This window comes from Armatimonadota bacterium, assembly GCA_013314775.1.
Lineage (GTDB): Bacteria > Armatimonadota > Zipacnadia > Zipacnadales > JABUFB01 > JABUFB01.
The window spans coordinates 24186-41844 of the sequence record JABUFB010000019.1; the positions used below are offsets into that span (position 1 = coordinate 24186).

Genomic DNA, 17659 nt, shown 5'->3' on the forward strand with positions numbered 1-17659 from the left:
GCCCGCCTGTGACTGACGGGCGCTCAGTTCGCGCGCTTGCCCAACTTCTTGGCTATCTGCCCAGTGCCTCGTCGATGATATGGCGAATACTGGCCAACATCGCCTCAACTGCGGCCTCGGGCTCCGCATGGCCCTGGAGTACCGGGTATATGTGGCTCTGGATGGCGCGGCTTACCCTCTGATAGTCAGGGATGCGCTCTCGGGTTCTCGCGCTTGCGAGGATCTGCTTGAGCTCGCGGTAGTGGGGCTGGAAAGCCAGGATTTCCTGGTCGTCGTAGAGCGCCTTGAGAGTGGGCAGTGGTCCGCCACGCAGCGCCCGTTCCTTCTGGATCTCGTAGCTGCTCATGAATCTGATGAAGTCCCGCGCGGTGGAAGGCGCCAACGCGCCTCGCGGAACAGCGTAGTGCCACCCGCCCAGGAAACTGTGGCTCTCGGTGCCCGATGGTCCCACCGGCGCAGGTGCAATGCCGACCTTGCCGCGCACCGCAGAATCTGTCTGCATGGCGGGCTGCATGACGCTCGGGAGCATCCAGAGAAACACCGTGCGCCCGGCCAGGAAGTTTTCCTGGGGTTCCACGCCGTGCCCGGGCGCCGTGATTTCCCGCGGCGTAACTGCGTGAACGTGGATCAGGTCTCGCATGAACCGGACCACTTCCAGCGCCTTCCCCGCGTCTAACGTCATCTCTCGGGTTGCATCGTCAATGACCTGCCCACCGTTGCTCCACAGGTTCACAAGGAACGAGCTGCTGAGCCCCTCGTAGGTGAAGGCTGGGAACTCAAAACCGATCAGGTTCTCGTTGCCGGGCGCTGAACAGATGGTTTTCGCCTGGTCCACGAGTTCGTCCCAAGTGGCAGGGGGCGCCGAGAAACCGTGCTCCTGCAAGATGTCTCTGCGATACAGCAGCACTCCGCACAAAGCGATGGCGGGGACCGCATAAACCTCGCCGTCCACGAGGGCGGGCTCCACGACTCCTTCCAGGTGCTCTTCCCAGTCTCCCGGAGGAAAGATGTCGTTGAGGCTGGAGAGGCGGTCCGGCTGTATTACCCCAGGCATCCAGTACATGCACAGCGGCACCACGCTAAGGCTGGTCTGGCGCGCCGCCATGGCCTGGACCACCACATCCCGCGCCTCGTCGGGGTTGTAAGGAATGCTCAGCGGAACTGGCTTCACGCGCGGCTGGATCTGGGCGAACCGTTCCAGCAGTTCTTCATTGAGTTTCTCGTCGAACTCCGAGAAACTGCGCACGGCCAGCTCGATCGGCACTGCCCGGGCAGCTCCGGCCATGAGCCCCTCGGTGCCCTCGAAGCGCCCGTGGACGGTGAGGCCTTTGTTGCTGATGGTGAAGCGCCGGATGCCCTTGTCATGGTCGCTGCCACGCAGTTTCAGGACTGACAGGGCGCGCTGGATTTCGCTCTCCATCTCCACGTACTTCAGTAGAATGATGCAGTCTACGATAATGGAGATGTGTTCGCCCGTGACTTGCGTCTGCCCGAAAACTTCGGGCACCTCCGCGATCAGCAGGCTCGTGACGCCCCGATCTTCCAATGCGTCGCCCACCGCGTAGACAAGCTCTCGAAGGCCGTCCTCCTGGGTCGCGCCCATCTGCAGGTCGGTGAGCGAGTCAATCACAACCCGCTTCGCCCCGAGTGTGTCCACCTGCTCCTTGAGGTCATGAATGAACTTCTCCGGGCGCGTATCCAAGGGCGAGCAGTACACCACCTGGATCAGGCCCTGATCCTGGTATTCCCGCAGGGGCAGGCCGTAGCTCTGCGCGATCTCCGTGAGCTTGACCGGCGACTCCTCGAAGCTTACATACAGGCTTTTCTCACCGAGGCCGGCCCCCTGGCTCACGAACTGCAGGCCCACAGTAGTCTTGCCCACGCCTGCGCTTCCGGCAACCAGCGTGGAGAAGCCGCAGATCAGCCCTCCGCCCAGCATCTCGTCGAGGCCGCGAATACCCGTAGGAGTTCGGCAAAGGCCTCGGGCCCAGGCAAGGCCCTCGCGCTTTGACGGCTGGTGCCTGGGATAGACCGCGGCGCCGCGGTCGGTCAGCTCAAGCATGTGCTTGCCGGGAACGTGCGGCGCGCCCCGGCTCTTGAGCACTTCCACGTATCGCCGCCGCTGATTGTGGCTGAAGGTGTCGTATCGCAGCCGCACGACGCAGTCTGCAAGAAACTCTTCGAAGGGCACGCAATCGGTGTCGAAGCTCTCGAGTTCCTTGGTGATGACCGACGTGAGCCCCGCTCTGCGCAGCCCGTTCATCATCCCATAAACCGCAGCCCGCAGATGTCCCGGTTCGCGGCCCATCTGGCTGAAGTGCGAGACGCTGTCCATCAGCAGCCGCGTGGCGCCGATCTCGGCAACGGTCGCCTCCACGATTCCGCCCACATCCTGAAGCTGGTCCAGGAAAACCTCGGGGGACGTGCAGATGATTCGCAGTTTGCCCTCTGCCTCGAGTTGTGCCAGGTCCCACCCGAAGTTGAGTGTGTCCTGCTTGAGCTGGCGGGGGAACTCTTCGAAGGTGACGATGATGCCCGGGTTGCCGGACATCGCCGAGTGGTAAATGAACTGCAGCCCGACTGTGGTCTTTCCCGTGCCCGGGACGCCCTCGAGCAGACTGCAGCTTCCCTCCCGAAAACCGCCGGAGAGCAGCTCATCCAGTCCCGGGACGCCCGTACTGATCGCTCTAGCTGTCACTTGCTGTCGCTCCTGGCTGTGGGGGGCCATCCGCTTCGCCCCCGTGCCGATCCTCTTGCTGCTGGCGCACCAGCATCATCAGGATCTCTTTGCGCGCCTCCAGATCGTCGTGGTAAGCGTCGCTCACCAGGCACAGGAGGTTCCAGACCCACGGCTCTCTGGCCAGTGCGTAACAGGTGTACTTGCCGTCCGCCCTCACGTGCACCTCAAGTAGCTTGTGCGCGGCGAGCCGCTCCAGGGCAGGGCGGATCTCATCTATTCCGCGGTGTGTGCGCAGCGCGATGCCCGAACACGTATCGAAAGTGCTCGGGTTCGCCTGGTAGAACAGCGCCACATCCAGCCCCACCATGGTGCGCGCCACGTCCCGGATGAACTTTCGTACCCTGTCGTCCATCGCAATTCCTCTCGGCCCGCGACGGATGTTGCGCGCCCCGGCCCCAAATGGAGCCGCCCTTGCGGGTTTCTTCGCCATCCGTGTCTCCTATTCCTGCAAGATGTGCAGACAGACTTTTCCGGCCTCTATGGCTCAGGCCGTTGCGATCGCAGTGCTGATCTTATTCACCGCCAGTTTGCAGTTTTGTTCCGACCAACTTGTGTTTTCTGCCAATGAATCGGGGGTGAGAGCCATTTCGCAGACAAACTGTGGGACTTTTCCGTAGTGGTATTGGCGGACAGGATCGGATACACTACAATAGAAGGGGGGGCGGCCCGCAAAGGTCACCGCGGACCGCCGGAAACCACATGGGCACATCGAGTTCACAACCGTCTCCCAGAAACGAACAGTGGCGTTATGTGCGGGACGCGTACCGCGACGGCATCCGCGAACCGGCGGAGATTTCGCGGCGCATCGCTCTCGCGATCGGCACACCCGGCCGTCTTGCCATGGCGGACACGGGTCCCTCTATGTGCCTGGACTCTCTCCTGCTCGGGGCTCGCAGGTATTCCGAAGACCCCCCGGCCCCCAGCTCCCCCCGGCCCCCGCTCCAGACCGTTGCCCGGCTGCGATCTGACGCCGAATGGCGGCTGGCCCAGCAACACAGGGCTTCGCGATACACCGACATCGCACTCGATGCCCTGGGAGTGGCGGCCACCCGCGCGCTCGGGATCGGGGAGGACCTTGACGCCCCCAATGCGAAATCACTCTCCCGTTACCTGGATGAAGAGCGCATGCACGAGCTGGCCGCGGAGTTCCTCGCGGCTGATATCGACCGTTGCTTCCGATACTTCGTCGCCCGTGACATCAGCGAATTGGTGGGATCAGACTACCTGCCAACCGTTGGCCAGGCAGAGGAGTTTGCGCGCCAGGTCGCCCTTTTTTCCAGCCGTGCTACAGTCGGCGCGATATGTGCCGATGATGAGTCCAGGATCCAGGACGCTGTCAGGCGTTCCGGCGACCAGGAACGCCTCGCGGTCGTCGGCGAACTCCTGAAACAGGGCATCGACCGCAGCCTCGAGCGAATCTGTGTTGCGTCGGGGCGGGAGGGCACCGGCCGCAGTCATGCGCGCGGAAGTGCGGGTCCACCAGGCGATGATGACGACGCCGCACACACGCCGGCGCTCCGGCTCATAGACGATGACCAACGTGAGCCGGGGCGCGACTACCTGCCCGTGTACTCTCTGGAAGCGGCGGCGGGGTACTTCGGCGAAGGGCAGCCTGTTGAGAGCCTGGGGTACGTGCAAGCCCCGCCGGGGCTGCGCCTGTGTGACGGGCTCTTTGTGGTGCGCATTCGGGGGCGCTCGATGGAACCCAGGATCCCCGATGGAAGCTATGCGGTCTTCCGCACACCTGTTGTGGGGTCCCGCCAGGGCAAGATCGTTCTCGCCCAGCGGCGCGGGTACCACGACCCGGACACCGGGGGAAGCTACACGGTGAAACGGTATGAAAGTGCCAAGACCGTAAGCGAAGACGAGTGGAGCCACACCATGATCCGCCTCGTGCCTGAGAACCCGGAGTATGAACCGATCGAGATCCGGGGAGACAGCGCGGACGAACTGGCGATTATCGCCGAGTTCGTGACCCTGCTGTAGGAGTAAGGGCGCCGTCACTTTCCTTCCGCATGGCCACGCGGGTACCTGCGCGGGACGGGGACGGGGCTCGCCGCAAGCCACCATACATACGGGGGACCCAGTGCGAGCTGGGACTCTGCCCGGGGGGACAATCGGTTGCCTGACAGGTTCGTCGTCGCGCACAGTGCCCAGGGGGGCAGTGGCAAGTGCGCGCCGGGGGGCAACGAGACACTTGTTCTTGACTGGACCTCGGCCCGGCGCAACGCTATCTGTGACCCGTCGATGTTGCTGGGAGCCTGCGGCGGAAGGCTGACTGCTCCGCTGCAGGACCTGCTCGACATCGCAACCGCCATCTATCTTGCCGATGTGGCGGCATTTCGCGGTGCCCACGAGGAATGGGTGCGCCACTTGCACCTGACCATACCCGTCCTCGAGCCCACCTTCTGGCAAGCGCAGACCCCCGATCTGCAGCACCTTCTGTACAGTCTGACCCGGGACTCCTTTACATTCCACTTCCTGCAAGCGGACCGGGATCGTTCCGAGGACTGCCGGCAGCACGCCCTGCCCGGCCATCCGGATTGCGTATCACTTCTGTCAGGGGGTCTGGATTCTCTGGCTGGCGCGGTTTCGCTTCTTCGGGCGGGACGCAGGCCCCTGCTCGTGAGCCACCAGTCTGCGAACCCCGTTGTGCAAACCGCGCAGCGGCGGCTTGTGGCAACGCTGGAAACCCACTGGCCCGGTGGAGCACAGTGGGCAGGGGTTCGGGTGACGCCCGGGAGCTACGGCGTCGAGGCCCGGCCCTTCCCTCCGCCCGAGGAGCGCGAGCCGTCTCGCCGGGCCCGACCTGTGCTCTTCCTGACACTCGGCGCCATCGCCTCACACTGCCTGGGCACCTCCGAGGTCTACATGTGTGAAAACGGGGTGCTCACCGCGGCCTTGCCCCTCACTCCGGCGCGCATTGGCGGCATGTCCACCCGGAGCACCCATCCCGTGACTATCAAGCTCTTCTCGGAACTCCTCCAGAAAGCCGGGGTGTGCACAAGCTATCTGAACCCCTTCATGTTCCAGACCAAGGGTGAAGTGGTGCGCACATTCCTCAAGCCCGTGCTTGCGCCGCAGGAGATCGCACAGTCCGTCTCCTGCTGGATGGCGGGGAGGTTCGTGCGCCCATGTGGGGGATGCGTGCCGTGTCTATTGAGACGCATTGCGCTGCTCGCGGCTGGTTTGCCTGACGAGGCCTGCATCAACGACGTCTTGCGCGATCCCGAGCAGTACCGGGGCACAGATGCCTTCGGCAATCTCGCGGACCTGCTCACCCAGGCTGCAACATTCCTGGGCAAGACCGACCTGGAACTCCTCCTGGAGTACCCGCAGTTCGCGGACCTCATCTCCGCCGACGTGCCGGTCCAGGATGTCCTGCGCACCATGAAAAGACACGCGGCCGAGGTCCTGAACGTCTGTGACGCTCACTTCCCGGCGGCAGCGAGGATGCTCCACACCACGGTTTTCTGATCAGTGCTTACAGCTTCATCGCGTACATCACGTACTCGATGAGAGGCTCGAACCCCGCCTTCTCGTAGACGGCCCTTGCAGCGGCATGCCCCTCGTTCAGTCCGGTACCCACCGCCGCCACTTCCATCCCGGCTTCCCGGAACCTGTTCAGCGCGAACTCCACCTGCTGCGTCCCGATGCCCCGGCCGCGGAAAGCCGGTGAAACGCCATTGTAATGGATCGTTCCGACCTTCCGGGCCGAACTCATGGCGAAGCTCACGAACCCCGCCACCTGGCCTGCCACCTCGGTCACGTAGACATTGTCCATCTCATCCCACAGGCGGCTCATGACCTTGGGTAGCAGCCAGCGATCCCAGCGCTCGTCCCCGATGGCACCATACTTTTCCTCGAGGCCGAAGTCCGAACCGATTGCCCAGATCTCCTGCACGATCTCCTGAATGCGCGGCATGTCTTGCAATGTCGCCTTGCGAATGTTCATGTCTGGGTCTCCTGTGATGTCCACGCGCTCTTGCTCCTCAGATGCTCGCCAGTTCCCGTCGCAGAGCCTCAACCAGCATCTCTCCGGAGCCCGGGGCCAGCTTGCTCGTCCGCTTGAGTTCCAGTTCGTAACCGCCTTCGTCGTAGTGGTGCCGGTAGCCCACATACCCGAGATGCCCGTTGGCCAGTCCGCAGAATGCCACCGGCCCGAAGCCTTCCTTCACATCAAGCCCCAGTTGGCAGAAGGGCTGGACCGATGCAGCGCCGACGCGCAGGTCTCCGATGCGCAGGGCCTGAAGCTCGCACGGAATGCTCGTCTGCTGCCTTGTGACCTCATGCAAAAGCACCAGTTCCCGGGCGTACACGTGCTCCACGGTCTTCTCCCGCCCCCTTTGCCACAGCTCTCGCGCCTCCTGCAACTGAGGCGCGGATGGCCCTCGCAAGGGAAGCTCCAGTGTCTTGGACTTCGCTGCGGTCACAGGTTCGTACTGGTCGTCCGCGCTTTCCAGCGCCGCCAGCGCAGTACTCGCAATCGCCTGTCCTGCACGTCTTGCGGCCTCGGGGCCGAACGCGTCCTCGCGCCTGCCATTCACGAAATCACACTGGTTCACATCGCCGATTGCCCCGGGCAGGTAGACGGTGGGCACACCCAGTGCCTGCTCGATCCAGGCCGGGTAGTCGCCCGAGTACCCATCTCCCGTCATGAACGTGGTGTGGCACGTGAAGTTAGCAATGCACCCAAAGAGCGTCCCGGACTGGTCGTACACCCCGAGCGCCGCCACCGCCGGGTCAGCCGGGCCGAGAACGTGGTCGATGTCCGGGTTCCCGTAGCCCGGATTGGTCTTCACCGAACCATTCTTCATCCGGAAACGGCGGTTGAATGCCACCCCGTGAAGTTCGCCGCATCCCACCCGGATATGGGCCGGCCTGGCAATCCGTGACGCGACATCCACCGCACCGCAGATGGCCCTCGCGACCCGGTGCAGGTAGTCCGGGTCCGCCTCGGACATGAGCACCTCGCCGGTCGGCCCTCCGGTGTGGGTGTGGGTCGCCGCAATGAGCATCGGCACCGGATAGCCGATAGACTCCTCCACAAGTCTGCGGGCTTCCGCAATGCTGGACGCTTCCAGGAAAACGCAGTCCACCGACACCAGCGCCAGGGCTTCGCTGCCATCGCTGAACCACGCGGCTCGGGCATAGAGCGGGTCATGGGCGCCTGTGGCGTAGTGTTTGAAGAACCCGCCCGGCATCTCGCTGCCTGCCGCGGGAGTGATGTCGGCGCTCGCAAATCCTGCCCGGAATGCGCCCATCATGGCAGTTCCCGCAGGCCAAGTATCGTCGCGATATTCGCTTTCGCGTCCGTGGTGACGTCGATGGCCCCCGCGGCTGATGTGAAAAGCGTGGTAACCCCGGGACCATGTCCCGCCGTCACACAGCCGCCATGCACGACGATCCCCACGGTGACCGCGCCCGTCTTGTAAATGCGCCCGTAGGTATTGTCGGCATCCAGGATCGCGACGATATCCCCCAGGCGCAGATCAGCCAGGCCGTACTCGGCTACCACCGCGGGGTCGGAAAGCTGGACATCATAATCGCCGCGGGCCACGTTGTCGCGTCCGAGGCCGCTACCCATGATGCAGGCGGGGATAGACTTGGCCACCTTCACCTGCAACCTGCCGTCCTTGACCTTGACCTTCATCTTCTTCAGCATGCGCGGGTCTAGATTGTTGACGCTGACTTCGGGCGCGTCCAGCAGCTTCAGGCCCATCCCGCGGCTCCATATCTGGATCTTGTTCCCATAGCGCAGCTTGCGCAGCACGGCCTCGGGGAAGTCGACGAAGACGTGCTCAATCCCGCCGTGCTTTCCGGTGACCACGCCCTTTTCGCCCTCGGCCGGACCGTCAAGCACCACGGCCTCGTTGCCCACGCAGGCGTAGAGGTTGAGCCCGTTGTTCTTGTTGGCATCGGGGTTCTTCAGGCTGACTGCGGGCTCCAGGTGATCACACTCGAAGCCCAGAACGGGATCGCCAACTCGTACGTTGGTGCAGATTCCGCCCGTGCCGGGGAGCATCACCGGCTCGCCGTTCGGCGTGACCCTCCAAGTGCCCGGCGAAGTGGGATGACTCGGCTCGCCAACAACGGCGACTTCAACCAGCCTGTCCTCATTGGTGCGCAGCATATCTGGCCCTCCTTCATGGACAGCACCCCGGCCACCGGGGACGCATCTCCTGTTCGCCCTGAACTCCGCTTTACCTCCACGCGGGCAGGACTGCCGGGCTCCGCGGCGAACCGACTCCCCATGACCAGTGAGCAGTCGAGACAGAGCATTATAATCGGCACCGCAGGGCATGTGGACCACGGCAAGACTGCCCTGATCCAGCGCCTCACGGGTATCAACGCCGACCGTCTCAAGGAAGAGCAGGAACGAGGCCTCACCATCGACCTCGGCTTCGCGTGGTTCGACCTGCCCTCCGGGGTGCATGCTGGGATCGTGGATGTCCCCGGCCATGAGCGCTTCGTGAAGAATATGCTGGCAGGCGCGACGGGCATCGACCTGTTCCTGCTGGTGGTCGCCGCGGATGAGGGCGTCATGCCCCAGACCCGCGAGCACCTCACGATTCTCGACACCCTGGAGATCGAGGCGGGCATTGTCGTCCTCACCAAGTCCGACCTGGTCGACGCCGAGATGTTGGAATTGGTGCAGGAGGACATCGCGGAGGCGTTGGAAGGCACCGCCTTCGCCAACGCGCCGATGGTGGCGACTTCAGCCCGCACCGGCGCGGGCCTCGACGAACTCATCGGGCTCATCGAGCAGGTGGCTCTCGGGGTCTCCCCGCGTGACATTGCCGGGCCCACCCGGGTACAGGTGGACCGCGTCTTCACCATGAAGGGCTTCGGCACCGTTATCACCGGGTCGCTCATCCGCGGCAGGCTCCGTGTGGGGCAGGAGCTGGTGGTGCTGCCTGCCGGCAGAGCCACCCGGGTCCGCAGCATTGAAGTCCACGGCAACCATCTCGAGGAGTGCATTGCTCCGGCCCGGGTCGGAGTGAACTTGGCCGGGCTGTCCACCGACGAAGTTGAGCGCGGCGACCAGCTTGTGGCTCCTGGAAGCATGAAGCCCTCGTGGATGCTTGACGTGCGCCTGAGGTTATCGGCTGACGCGGACAGGCCGCTGGCATACCGCGAGCGCGTCCGGATTCACCACGGGGCGGCCGAGGTTCTGGGCCGTGTGGTCCTGCTGGACAGCGACTTTCTCGCGCCCGGCGACAGCGGCCTCGCACAGTTGCGCCTGGAAGCCCCGGTGGCGGCAGCTGCCGGCGACCATTTCGTGATTCGCCGCTACTCGCCCGCCCAGACCATCGGCGGCGGCGTGGTGCTCGATCCCGCGCCTGCCCGGCATCGGAGACGGCAGGTGGATGTCCTGCAGCGACTCCAGGCGCTCGAATCCGGCGCTGAGCGAGAGCGCGCCCGGGACTGGTTTGCGTCTCGCGGGGCTCAGGCAGCCTCCTCGGAAGACCTGGCCCGGGGGCTGCAGATGGACGACGACCAGGCTGAGGCCCTCGTGGATGGCCTGCTCGAGTCCGGGCAGCTTCTCCCGCTTGCTTCCGGCAGGTATCTGGACGCGGGGGTTGCCGAGCGCACCCTTGCCTCCGTAATCGGCGCCCTGGAAGCCTACCATCGAGCCAATCCGCTTCGACCCTGCATGCCTGTGCCCCGGCTCCAGACAACCCTGGGCAATCCGCCGCCCGAGACGCTGCAGTGGGCGGTTTCTGAACTGTCGGCGAAGGGCACAGTCGTCGCGGAGTCGGGCGGCGTCAGGCTTGCAAGCCACACGGCCGCAATGGGCCCGGAGCAGGAGAGTGCACTGGAGGCTCTGTACCGGTTGGCGGAAGAAGCTGCTCTGTCGCCGCCGTCCAGGGAGGAAGCCTTCGCCCTTCTGGCTCCCGCGGGAGATGCTCGATCGCTGCTGGAACTCGCCCTCAAGTCGGGCAGGCTTGTGGATGTGGGCGAGTACATCATCGCCGCCTCCGCGCTCGAACAGGCGGCCAACGCCCTGGTAGCTCTGCATGCCGAGAAGGGGCCCTTCGCCGTGGCCGATGCCCGGGATGTCTGGGGATCCAGCCGCAAGTACGTCGTACCCCTGCTCGAATACCTCGACGGGACCGGTTTTACGCGCCGCTCGGGCAACATGCGGACAGTCACGCGCTCTCCGGGGCCCCGTGAGGGCGTCCGGTAACCGCCTTGACAGCGGACCGCAGGTCGGACAACCTTCCTGCAGGTGATACCGTGTTTTCATGGCTCAGACGAAGGCAAGCCGATCAGCCCCGCGGGGAGGGTCTCCCCGGGGGCTTGCTGCGGTGTCCGTCCTGCGGACAGACCTACAATCCGCGGTACATGCAGTACTGCGCCCGATGCGGTGAAGCAGTACCGGATGAGCGAGGCAAACTGCCCCGGCCCGGCCCAATGGACGGAATGGGCGCGCGAGGCGGTGCCCCGGCCGGGCTTCCGCCGGTCCAGTGGCCGGGCGCTGAGGTCGCTGCGGAGGCAGCCGCCGAACACGAGGACTGGCGACCGTCCCAGGCTGTTGAGGACATGGTGCAGGAATACCGGAACCGGCTGAACGAGACCCCCGAAGACCACAGCGCCCGGTTCGCGCTTGCCCTGGCGTACGTCTTCGCCCGGCGCTGGGAGCAGGCTGCGCGGGAGTTGGAGCTGGTCATTGAAGCCCTGCCCGAGTACGCGGACGCCCGCTATCGGCTTGCGCTTTGCCGGGCGCAATTGGGGCAGCGTGATGCGGCTGTGGAGGCCGCACGAGCCGCCATTCGTCTCGAACCACGCCAGAAGCGCTACCAGAAGCTATTGGAGTCGTTGGAGCACGAACCACGCGATGACACCTGACGCCCCACCGCACAAGCTCTACCGACTGCTGACTCTGCCGGCCGCCGGCACTTTTCTCGCGCTGATCTCGGTGCGCCTGGGGGTGCGTGAGTTCTGGACCGACGAGATCATCACCGCCGGGCATGTGCGAACCTTCGCGGCAACCGTCGACGCCTTCCACCCGCGCGGTTTCTACGTGCTCCTGTACGGCTGGAAGCAGATTTTCGGCGACAGTGACCTCGCTCTGCGCGCTTTCTCTGTGCCGTGGGCGATTCTGGCGTTCCTGTTGTCCTGGGCCATTTCCTCGCGGCTGCTGAGGCCCGGCCAGACTGCGCTCGCGCTGTGGCTCATCTGCCTCTCGCCATTCCTCGTTCTGTACTTCCGTATGGCCCGGTTCTACTCGCTTGTCACGGCGCTGGTCCTGCTGGTGGCCTACTGTGCGGTGCTCGTGGCGCAGGCCGGCAAGCGTCGTCACTGGGCCGCACTTGCCCTGGTGAGTCCGTCTCTGGTATACACCAACTACCTGGCAGCGCTGCTGCTTGGACCGCTCTTCCTGTGGCTGGGCTGGATATCCTGGCGCCGGGGTCAGGTGTGGCGAGTGCTGCTTGCTATGGTGCCGACCGCCGTAGCCGCCCTGTTCGTGGGTGCCTGGGTGCTGCGCGTCGCTGACAACATCAGGGCCATCGAGTCCGGCGCAGCCCATGCATCGCTGTCGCATCTCCTGCTTCGCCTGGTGTTGCCGCCATACATTCTGGCCGTGGGGGAAACCACCGACCCCTGGCGGATCTGGATAACCGTCCCCGCCTTCGCGGCGGCGGCTGGGTTTTTCTTTCTGGGCCTGGTCTCAAGCCCCAAAGAAGCCGCCTGGGCGCCTCTGCGCTGGTCATGGCTGCTTCTGGTCGTGGTCGGGGCCGTGGTGCTGACAACTATCGCCCGCGGGGAACCCCTCTCAGCTGCCGCGCGCTCTACTGTCTTCGCCGCGCCCCTTGCATACATCCTCATGGCCGTCGGAGCAACGCGCATTCGGAGCAAGTCGCAGCGCGCCTTTGCCCTTGCGGTGGTGCTGGTGGCCGATGTCTACGGGCTGCGCAACTACTTCGCCGGAGCCCAGTTTCTCAATCCCGGGTATGCGGTGCCGTGGCGAGAGATCGTGACCTTCATCCAGCAGAGAGAGCAGCCTGGGGACCTGGTGCTCGCGTTCTTCGAGTCCACGCCGGGGCGTTACGGGGAGTTTGGGAGGTTCATCACAGGCCGGCCTGACTACGCGCCGCACGAACTGGAGCCCGTGGAGCACTGGCCCCAGGGAGGCTTCCGTCTGTGGCTCATCGGAAGGGACCGTGGCTCCGCGGAGGCCCGCCGTCTGCAGGAGACCACAGTGAAACACCTCACCCCGCGTGCTGCGCGGGTCGAGATCACGCGCTTCATGCTTTATTCACCCGTGGACCGCAAGTTCCGCAGCTTCTTCCTGCGGCGGCCCGTGCCCGAATCCCATATCACGGTCTACCTGTTCATTCCCCCGGACAAGCCCCGCGCGCCGGAGGATGCGCCGAAGTTCCTCACCGGCGGACGCGCACCGTCTGACCAGACGCCGCCGACTCATCCAGAGCAAGACACACTCTGACCGTCCGCAGACCGTCCGCGATATTCGGCTCGCAGTCGCGGCCTGACAGCGCGCAGTCCACGAAGTGGTCCACCTCCTGCTGGAATGGGTGATGAGCCACGTCACCGCTGTTGGGCAGGACGCAGGGGATTTCTATGAAGTCCGACTGTTTGGGCGCCAGCTTCCTGGACCAGATCCGGTTGTCCCGGACGGTGCCGCCAGTGCCCAGTAGCTCGATGTTGAACTGGTAGGGCCCCACAATCTCCAGGGAGGCCGATACCCGCCCCACCGCGCCGTTCTCGAAACGCAGGATGCCGGTCTCGGTCATGTCGAACTCGAACGTGTCCAGGCCCTTGCGGGCGAAGGCGGCCACTTCCACGACTTCGCTGCCCACCAGGAACCGAATCATGTCTACCGCGTGGCTGCCTCCGGCGAGCATGGCGCTGCCCGTGAACTGCCGCTTCGCGATCCATCGATCCGGGCTGATGACTCGCCCGGCGCCGTGCCAGTAGTCGGTTTGGGCGAAGATGATGTCACCCAGCGCCCCTTGCTCCTGCAGGGCCCGGATATTGGTGACCAGCGGATTCCAGCGCAGCACGAAGCCGACCACGCTGGTGATCCCCGCCTCCTGAACCGCCGACTGGAGCGCATCGCACTCATCCTGCGTGATTGCCGGCGGCTTCTCCAGGATGATATGCTTGCCCGCCTTGCACGCCGCGATGGCGTCCGAAGCATGCAGGTAGTTGGGGGTGGTGATCGCCACTGCATCCACACGACTGTCGGCGAGGAGCGCCTCGTAGTTCGGGAACACAGTGCAGTCCAGGCCCAATTCGGCCACGAACCGCCGCGCATTGTCCGGGTTGCGGCTGGTGATGCCCACGAGTTGGGCCCGGGGGTTGCGGGTGATGGCCTTCGCGTACTCGACGGACACCCATCCGCTGGCATTGATCGCTATTCCGAGACGGTCGGGCATGTTGACGCCTCCTGCAGTTGCGCGTTGAGCCTACCAGATGAGCACACCGTGGAGATCAGTGGACCAGTCAAACACCCGCGCATTTGCCTGCATAAGCGCCTGGCGCACTGCATAGTCGCGATTGGGCGCGCAATGGAAGAGCATGGCCCCACCACCTCCGGCCCCACAGACGCGCCCTCCAGTGGCTCCGGCTTTACAGGCCACGTCGAAGAGCTCCTCGATTCGGTCGTTGGTAACGTCCGGGTGCAGGCGCTTATGCAGCTCCCAGACTTCGGTGAGCATGTCGCCGAGAGCGTGCAGGCGCCCCTGAAGCAGCGCGAGTTTGATGTCTTCGGCGCAGCGACTCATGGCCTGCAGTGCCCCGATCACCACAGGGTCTTTGCGCTCGAATCCGCTGGCCACCGCGTCCAGGATAGTCTTGGCCGGCCGCGAGATGCCCGAGTAACAGACCACCAGGGACTTCTCGAGCTCCGCGATGGCGGGTGCTCCCAGGGGGAGCCTGTCCACCTCGACATGCCAGCCGACCTGGTCGGGCCAGTAACACATGTACTTGAACCCGCCGCCGGTCACGGGCGAGTACTGGTCCTGCCAGCCATACGTGGTCCGCAGCGCAACCATCTCGCATTCCCGGGCCAGTTCGGCCATCTGATGAGCGGTGAGCTTGTACCCGGTCAAGGCGTCCAGCGCGGCGATGATGCAGGTGGCGATGGTTGAGGATGAGCCCAGACCGGCTCCCGCCGGCATCTCGGAGTACGTGGTGAGCTCGACTCCGTGCTTCAGCTGGAACCTCCGGACGATCTCCTGCGCCAGCCCGAGTTCCCCGTCGGGCGACAGCGCGTCCCTGCTTTCCACGACGACATGCCGATCTCCCTGGTCCGGGGCGTGGAAGACGATCAGGTCGTCGTAGCGCTCGACGCACGTGGCATAGATGTACTTGTTGATGGTAGCATTGACGATGCTCCCACCGAACTCGCGGCAGGCAGGCACATAGTCGGTCATGCCCACGAAGTCGATGCGCAAAGGTGAACGAGCCTGCACAACCCTGGCAGCGGCCATTCTAGAACACCTCGGAGAACTTCATTGCGGTGGTGCGGGCAGGGCGGTGTCCCCACCCGACATGCGGGCTTCGGAGCGCCCGCAGAGCCTGTTCCAGCACCGAGGGACGAATCCCTCCTGTGGCTGGGGATGGTTCCGCGGGAAGGCCATAACCGTCACCAGAACGGAGCTTCAGTTTCGCCGGTGCTTCCACGTGGTCTGATCGCTGGTCGGAGCGTATCCGGCTTTGACCAGCAGGAGTGCGGTCCCATTGCCCGCAGAGCGGGCGAGAGCCCATAGCCTGGGGCGGAAGCCTCCGGATCCACTTCCGCCGGGGGCCGCAGGCGGACGGCTCCTGCCGGAGCCTGACCGCGGCCCGGCTCCAGCACCAAGGGTACCGGGGCGCCGGCCACACACGAGGCCGGCACGCCTCTGGCCAAACCGCTGCGCCTGCGCGCCTGCGCGAAAAAGTTTGCCTTTACACGCCGGATCGTGTATAGTAAGCGAGTTCCTGTCGGCGATAGCGGGCAGGGACTCTCAAAGGCTAGGGTGCTATTGACCGACTGGACAAGACGCTTCTCCTCCAGTAGGGGCTGCAAGTGCGTCACTAGTCAACACTGGTAGGAGGTGCGTTTGTCAAAATGGCAACAGGCACCGTCAAATGGTTCAACGACGATAAGGGTTTCGGTTTCATCGAGACGGAGGGGCACGCAGACGTCTTCGTGCACTTCTCTGCTATCACCGGCGAGGGCTACCGCAGCCTGAACGAGGGCGCGAAGGTCGAGTTCGACATCGTCCCTGACGCCAAGGGCCCCCGGGCAGCCAACGTCACCGTTATCGGCTAAGAATCCGGAAAAGCAGTCAGGAAACAGCCCCACCGAACACCACGGTGGGGCTGTTTTGTACGCGCGGGCGTCTGGTTTCCCGCGCCCCGTCCCTTTGGGCGCGGCCCCTTGCCGCTGCCTGCGCCGGTGTCTATAATGGCTCAAACCCATGTTCGCGGCTCCCTCGGGGAGCCGTGTTCTTGCTAGCGGAGACGGTAATGATTGCTCTCATCGACTATGGAATGGGGAATCTCGGCAGCGTCCACAAGGCGCTCCTGAGGGTGGGCTGCGAGGCGGAGATCACCGACGATCCCGACAAGATATCCCGCGCGAAAGCCGTGGTTCTGCCCGGCGTGGGCGCCTTCGACGACTGTGTGAAGAACCTCGTGGATCGCGGCCTTGATGTGGCGGTGAAGGAGGCCGTCAACGCCGGCAAGCCATTCCTCGGGATCTGTCTGGGCTTGCAGATGCTTTTCGACAGCAGCGAGGAAGGCGGCAAGTACCCCGGTCTGGGCATCGTGCCGGGGAAGGTCGTCCGGTTCACCCACGACTTGAAAATCCCTCAGATTGGCTGGAATCAGATCTCCATCCGCAAGCAAGCGCCACATTTTGCAGGTGTGCCGGACGGTTCGTGGGTCTACTTCGTACACTCCTACTACGTGGTTCCGGAAGACGAGTCGGTGGTGGCGACGGTGACTAACTACGGCTACGACTTCGTCAGCGCGATCTGGCAAGATAACGTCTTTGCGACCCAGTTCCATCCCGAGAAGAGCCAGGCCGTGGGGCTTCGGATTCTGGAGAACTTTGCGAATGTGGTCAACGGTTAGCCGGGCCGTGGGACGTTCCCGACAAGGGAGCGCCTGCCTGAACAACCGGACCCGGTAAGGGGGTAACAGCTTGCTCGTCATTCCAGCAATCGATATTTCGCAAGGCCAGTGTGTTCGCCTGCAGCAGGGCGACATGAACCGAAAGACCGTGTTTGGCAACGATCCTGCCGAAGTCGCAAAGAGGTGGGCAGATTGCGGAGCCGAGGTCATTCACGTGGTTGATCTTGACGGTGCGGTGGGGGGGAGCTCCGCCAATCTCGAAGCCGTCAAGGCTATCGTCGAGCGCGCCGGAGTGCCCGTGGAACTCGGCGGAGGATTGCGGACGCTCGAGGATGTCGGCCGCGTCCTGGACATGGGGGTCCAGTGGGCGATCATGGGCACCGCCGCGCTGGAGAACCGAGACGAGTTGGCGGCATGTCTCGACCAGTTTCCCGACCGGATCATCGTCGGCATCGACGCGCGGGACGGCCGGGTGGCGGTGAAGGGGTGGGTAGAGACCAGCGGAGTCAGCGCCATCGATTTGGCCCGAGATGTGGCAGAGATGGGCGTGAAGCGCGTGATCTTCACCGACATCGCCACCGACGGCATGCTGGCCGGACCGAACCTCACCAGCACCCGGGCCATTGCGGAAGCCGCGCCACTCGAGGTCATCGCCTCCGGCGGCGTCACCACCCTCGACGATATCCGCGCGGTTCGCATGCTCGAACCCTCCGGGGTTGTGGGTTGCATTGTGGGCCGGGCTCTATACAGCGGCACCATTGACTTGACCGAAGCGATCGCGCTTGCGACAGAGTTCTGACCGAGTTCTTCCGGCACCAGCGGGTTACC

Annotated in this window: 15 protein-coding genes; 8 read left to right on the forward strand and 7 right to left on the reverse strand. The window is 64.4% G+C overall.

The genetic code is table 11. The annotated features are described in order from the left end of the window. Window positions 1-52 precede the first annotated feature (52 nt). Both HPY44_20705 and HPY44_20710 read right to left on the reverse strand, forming a co-directional pair. On the reverse strand, window positions 53-2698 hold the full coding sequence (locus HPY44_20705; GenBank protein NSW58437.1) for an extracellular solute-binding protein: 2646 nt from the start codon (window positions 2696-2698) through the stop codon (window positions 53-55). Then, on the reverse strand, window positions 2688-3092 hold the full coding sequence (locus HPY44_20710) for a hypothetical protein (GenBank protein NSW58438.1): 405 nt from the start codon (window positions 3090-3092) through the stop codon (window positions 2688-2690). The genes HPY44_20705 and HPY44_20710 overlap by 11 nt, the downstream gene beginning before the upstream one ends. A 347-nt stretch (window positions 3093-3439) precedes the next feature. Between HPY44_20710 and HPY44_20715 the strand changes: the two genes are divergently transcribed. Both HPY44_20715 and HPY44_20720 read left to right on the forward strand, forming a co-directional pair. Beyond that, window positions 3440-4726 (forward strand): S24 family peptidase, encoded by a 1287-nt coding sequence (locus HPY44_20715; GenBank protein NSW58439.1) that lies wholly within the window; start codon window positions 3440-3442, stop codon window positions 4724-4726. A gap of 135 nt (window positions 4727-4861) precedes the next feature. Further along, entirely contained in the window at window positions 4862-6217 is a 1356-nt protein-coding gene (locus tag HPY44_20720; protein ID NSW58440.1) for a hypothetical protein, read from the forward strand. A gap of 7 nt (window positions 6218-6224) precedes the next feature. On the opposite strand, the gene HPY44_20725 is transcribed toward HPY44_20720, so the two are convergent. From HPY44_20725 to HPY44_20735, 3 genes are read right to left on the reverse strand one after another with little or no spacing between them, the layout of a single operon-like run. After that, window positions 6225-6695 (reverse strand): GNAT family N-acetyltransferase, encoded by a 471-nt coding sequence (locus HPY44_20725; GenBank protein ID NSW58441.1) that lies wholly within the window; start codon window positions 6693-6695, stop codon window positions 6225-6227. 37 nt (window positions 6696-6732) lie between these two features. Beyond that, the gene (locus HPY44_20730) at window positions 6733-8007 is read right to left on the reverse strand and encodes a hypothetical protein (protein NSW58442.1); all 1275 of its coding nucleotides are present in this window, start codon (window positions 8005-8007) and stop codon (window positions 6733-6735) included. Next, entirely contained in the window at window positions 8004-8873 is an 870-nt protein-coding gene (locus HPY44_20735; protein NSW58443.1) for a DUF4438 domain-containing protein, read from the reverse strand. The genes HPY44_20730 and HPY44_20735 overlap by 4 nt, the downstream gene beginning before the upstream one ends. Window positions 8874-8993: 120 nt before the next feature. Here HPY44_20735 and selB point away from each other — a divergent pair, with 120 nt between their 5' ends. From selB to HPY44_20750, 3 genes are all read left to right on the forward strand, one after another. Further along, window positions 8994-10931 (forward strand): selenocysteine-specific translation elongation factor, encoded by a 1938-nt coding sequence (gene selB, locus HPY44_20740; protein NSW58444.1) that lies wholly within the window; start codon window positions 8994-8996, stop codon window positions 10929-10931. A gap of 113 nt (window positions 10932-11044) precedes the next feature. Then, a complete protein-coding gene (locus HPY44_20745; GenBank protein ID NSW58445.1) occupies window positions 11045-11593 on the forward strand; it encodes a tetratricopeptide repeat protein in 549 nt (182 codons plus the stop codon). Further along, on the forward strand, window positions 11583-13193 hold the full coding sequence (locus tag HPY44_20750; GenBank protein ID NSW58446.1) for a glycosyltransferase family 39 protein: 1611 nt from the start codon (window positions 11583-11585) through the stop codon (window positions 13191-13193). Before HPY44_20745 ends, HPY44_20750 begins: the two co-directional genes overlap by 11 nt. On the opposite strand, the gene HPY44_20755 is transcribed toward HPY44_20750, so the two are convergent. Together HPY44_20755 and HPY44_20760 are read right to left on the reverse strand one after the other, a co-directional pair. After that, window positions 13129-14145 carry a Gfo/Idh/MocA family oxidoreductase gene (locus HPY44_20755; protein NSW58447.1) on the reverse strand — a complete coding sequence of 339 codons (1017 nt, stop codon included), beginning with the start codon at window positions 14143-14145 and terminating at the stop codon, window positions 13129-13131. The genes HPY44_20750 and HPY44_20755 overlap by 65 nt on opposite strands. A 30-nt stretch (window positions 14146-14175) precedes the next feature. After that, on the reverse strand, window positions 14176-15201 hold the full coding sequence (locus tag HPY44_20760; protein ID NSW58448.1) for a hypothetical protein: 1026 nt from the start codon (window positions 15199-15201) through the stop codon (window positions 14176-14178). Between the two features lie 620 nt (window positions 15202-15821). Between HPY44_20760 and HPY44_20765 the strand changes: the two genes are divergently transcribed. The 3 genes from HPY44_20765 (at window position 15822) to hisA (ending at window position 17630) form a co-directional block, all read left to right on the forward strand. Further along, a complete protein-coding gene (locus HPY44_20765) occupies window positions 15822-16025 on the forward strand; it encodes a cold-shock protein (GenBank protein NSW58449.1) in 204 nt (67 codons plus the stop codon). Between the two features lie 197 nt (window positions 16026-16222). After that, complete coding sequence (hisH, locus tag HPY44_20770) at window positions 16223-16831, forward strand: imidazole glycerol phosphate synthase subunit HisH (GenBank protein ID NSW58450.1); 609 nt, start codon at window positions 16223-16225, stop codon at window positions 16829-16831. Between the two features lie 70 nt (window positions 16832-16901). Next, the gene (hisA, locus tag HPY44_20775; protein ID NSW58451.1) at window positions 16902-17630 is read left to right on the forward strand and encodes a 1-(5-phosphoribosyl)-5-[(5-phosphoribosylamino)methylideneamino]imidazole-4-carboxamide isomerase; all 729 of its coding nucleotides are present in this window, start codon (window positions 16902-16904) and stop codon (window positions 17628-17630) included. The last annotated feature ends 29 nt before the right edge of the window (window positions 17631-17659 follow it).

Excerpts from the sequence above, each read along its gene's own strand:
- HPY44_20710 (NSW58438.1), bottom strand. The coding sequence starts at position 3,092 with ATGGACGACAGGGTACGAAAGTTCATCCGGGACGTGGCGCGCACCATG.
- HPY44_20715 (NSW58439.1), top strand. The coding sequence starts at position 3,440 with ATGGGCACATCGAGTTCACAACCGTCTCCCAGAAACGAACAGTGGCGT.
- HPY44_20725 (NSW58441.1), bottom strand. The coding sequence starts at position 6,695 with ATGAACATTCGCAAGGCGACATTGCAAGACATGCCGCGCATTCAGGAG.
- HPY44_20730 (NSW58442.1), bottom strand. The coding sequence starts at position 8,007 with ATGATGGGCGCATTCCGGGCAGGATTTGCGAGCGCCGACATCACTCCC.
- HPY44_20735 (NSW58443.1), bottom strand. The coding sequence starts at position 8,873 with ATGCTGCGCACCAATGAGGACAGGCTGGTTGAAGTCGCCGTTGTTGGC.
- selB (NSW58444.1), top strand. The coding sequence starts at position 8,994 with ATGACCAGTGAGCAGTCGAGACAGAGCATTATAATCGGCACCGCAGGG.
- HPY44_20750 (NSW58446.1), top strand. The coding sequence starts at position 11,583 with ATGACACCTGACGCCCCACCGCACAAGCTCTACCGACTGCTGACTCTG.
- HPY44_20755 (NSW58447.1), bottom strand. The coding sequence starts at position 14,145 with ATGCCCGACCGTCTCGGAATAGCGATCAATGCCAGCGGATGGGTGTCC.
- HPY44_20760 (NSW58448.1), bottom strand. The coding sequence starts at position 15,201 with ATGGCCGCTGCCAGGGTTGTGCAGGCTCGTTCACCTTTGCGCATCGAC.
- HPY44_20765 (NSW58449.1), top strand. The coding sequence starts at position 15,822 with ATGGCAACAGGCACCGTCAAATGGTTCAACGACGATAAGGGTTTCGGT.
- hisH (NSW58450.1), top strand. The coding sequence starts at position 16,223 with ATGATTGCTCTCATCGACTATGGAATGGGGAATCTCGGCAGCGTCCAC.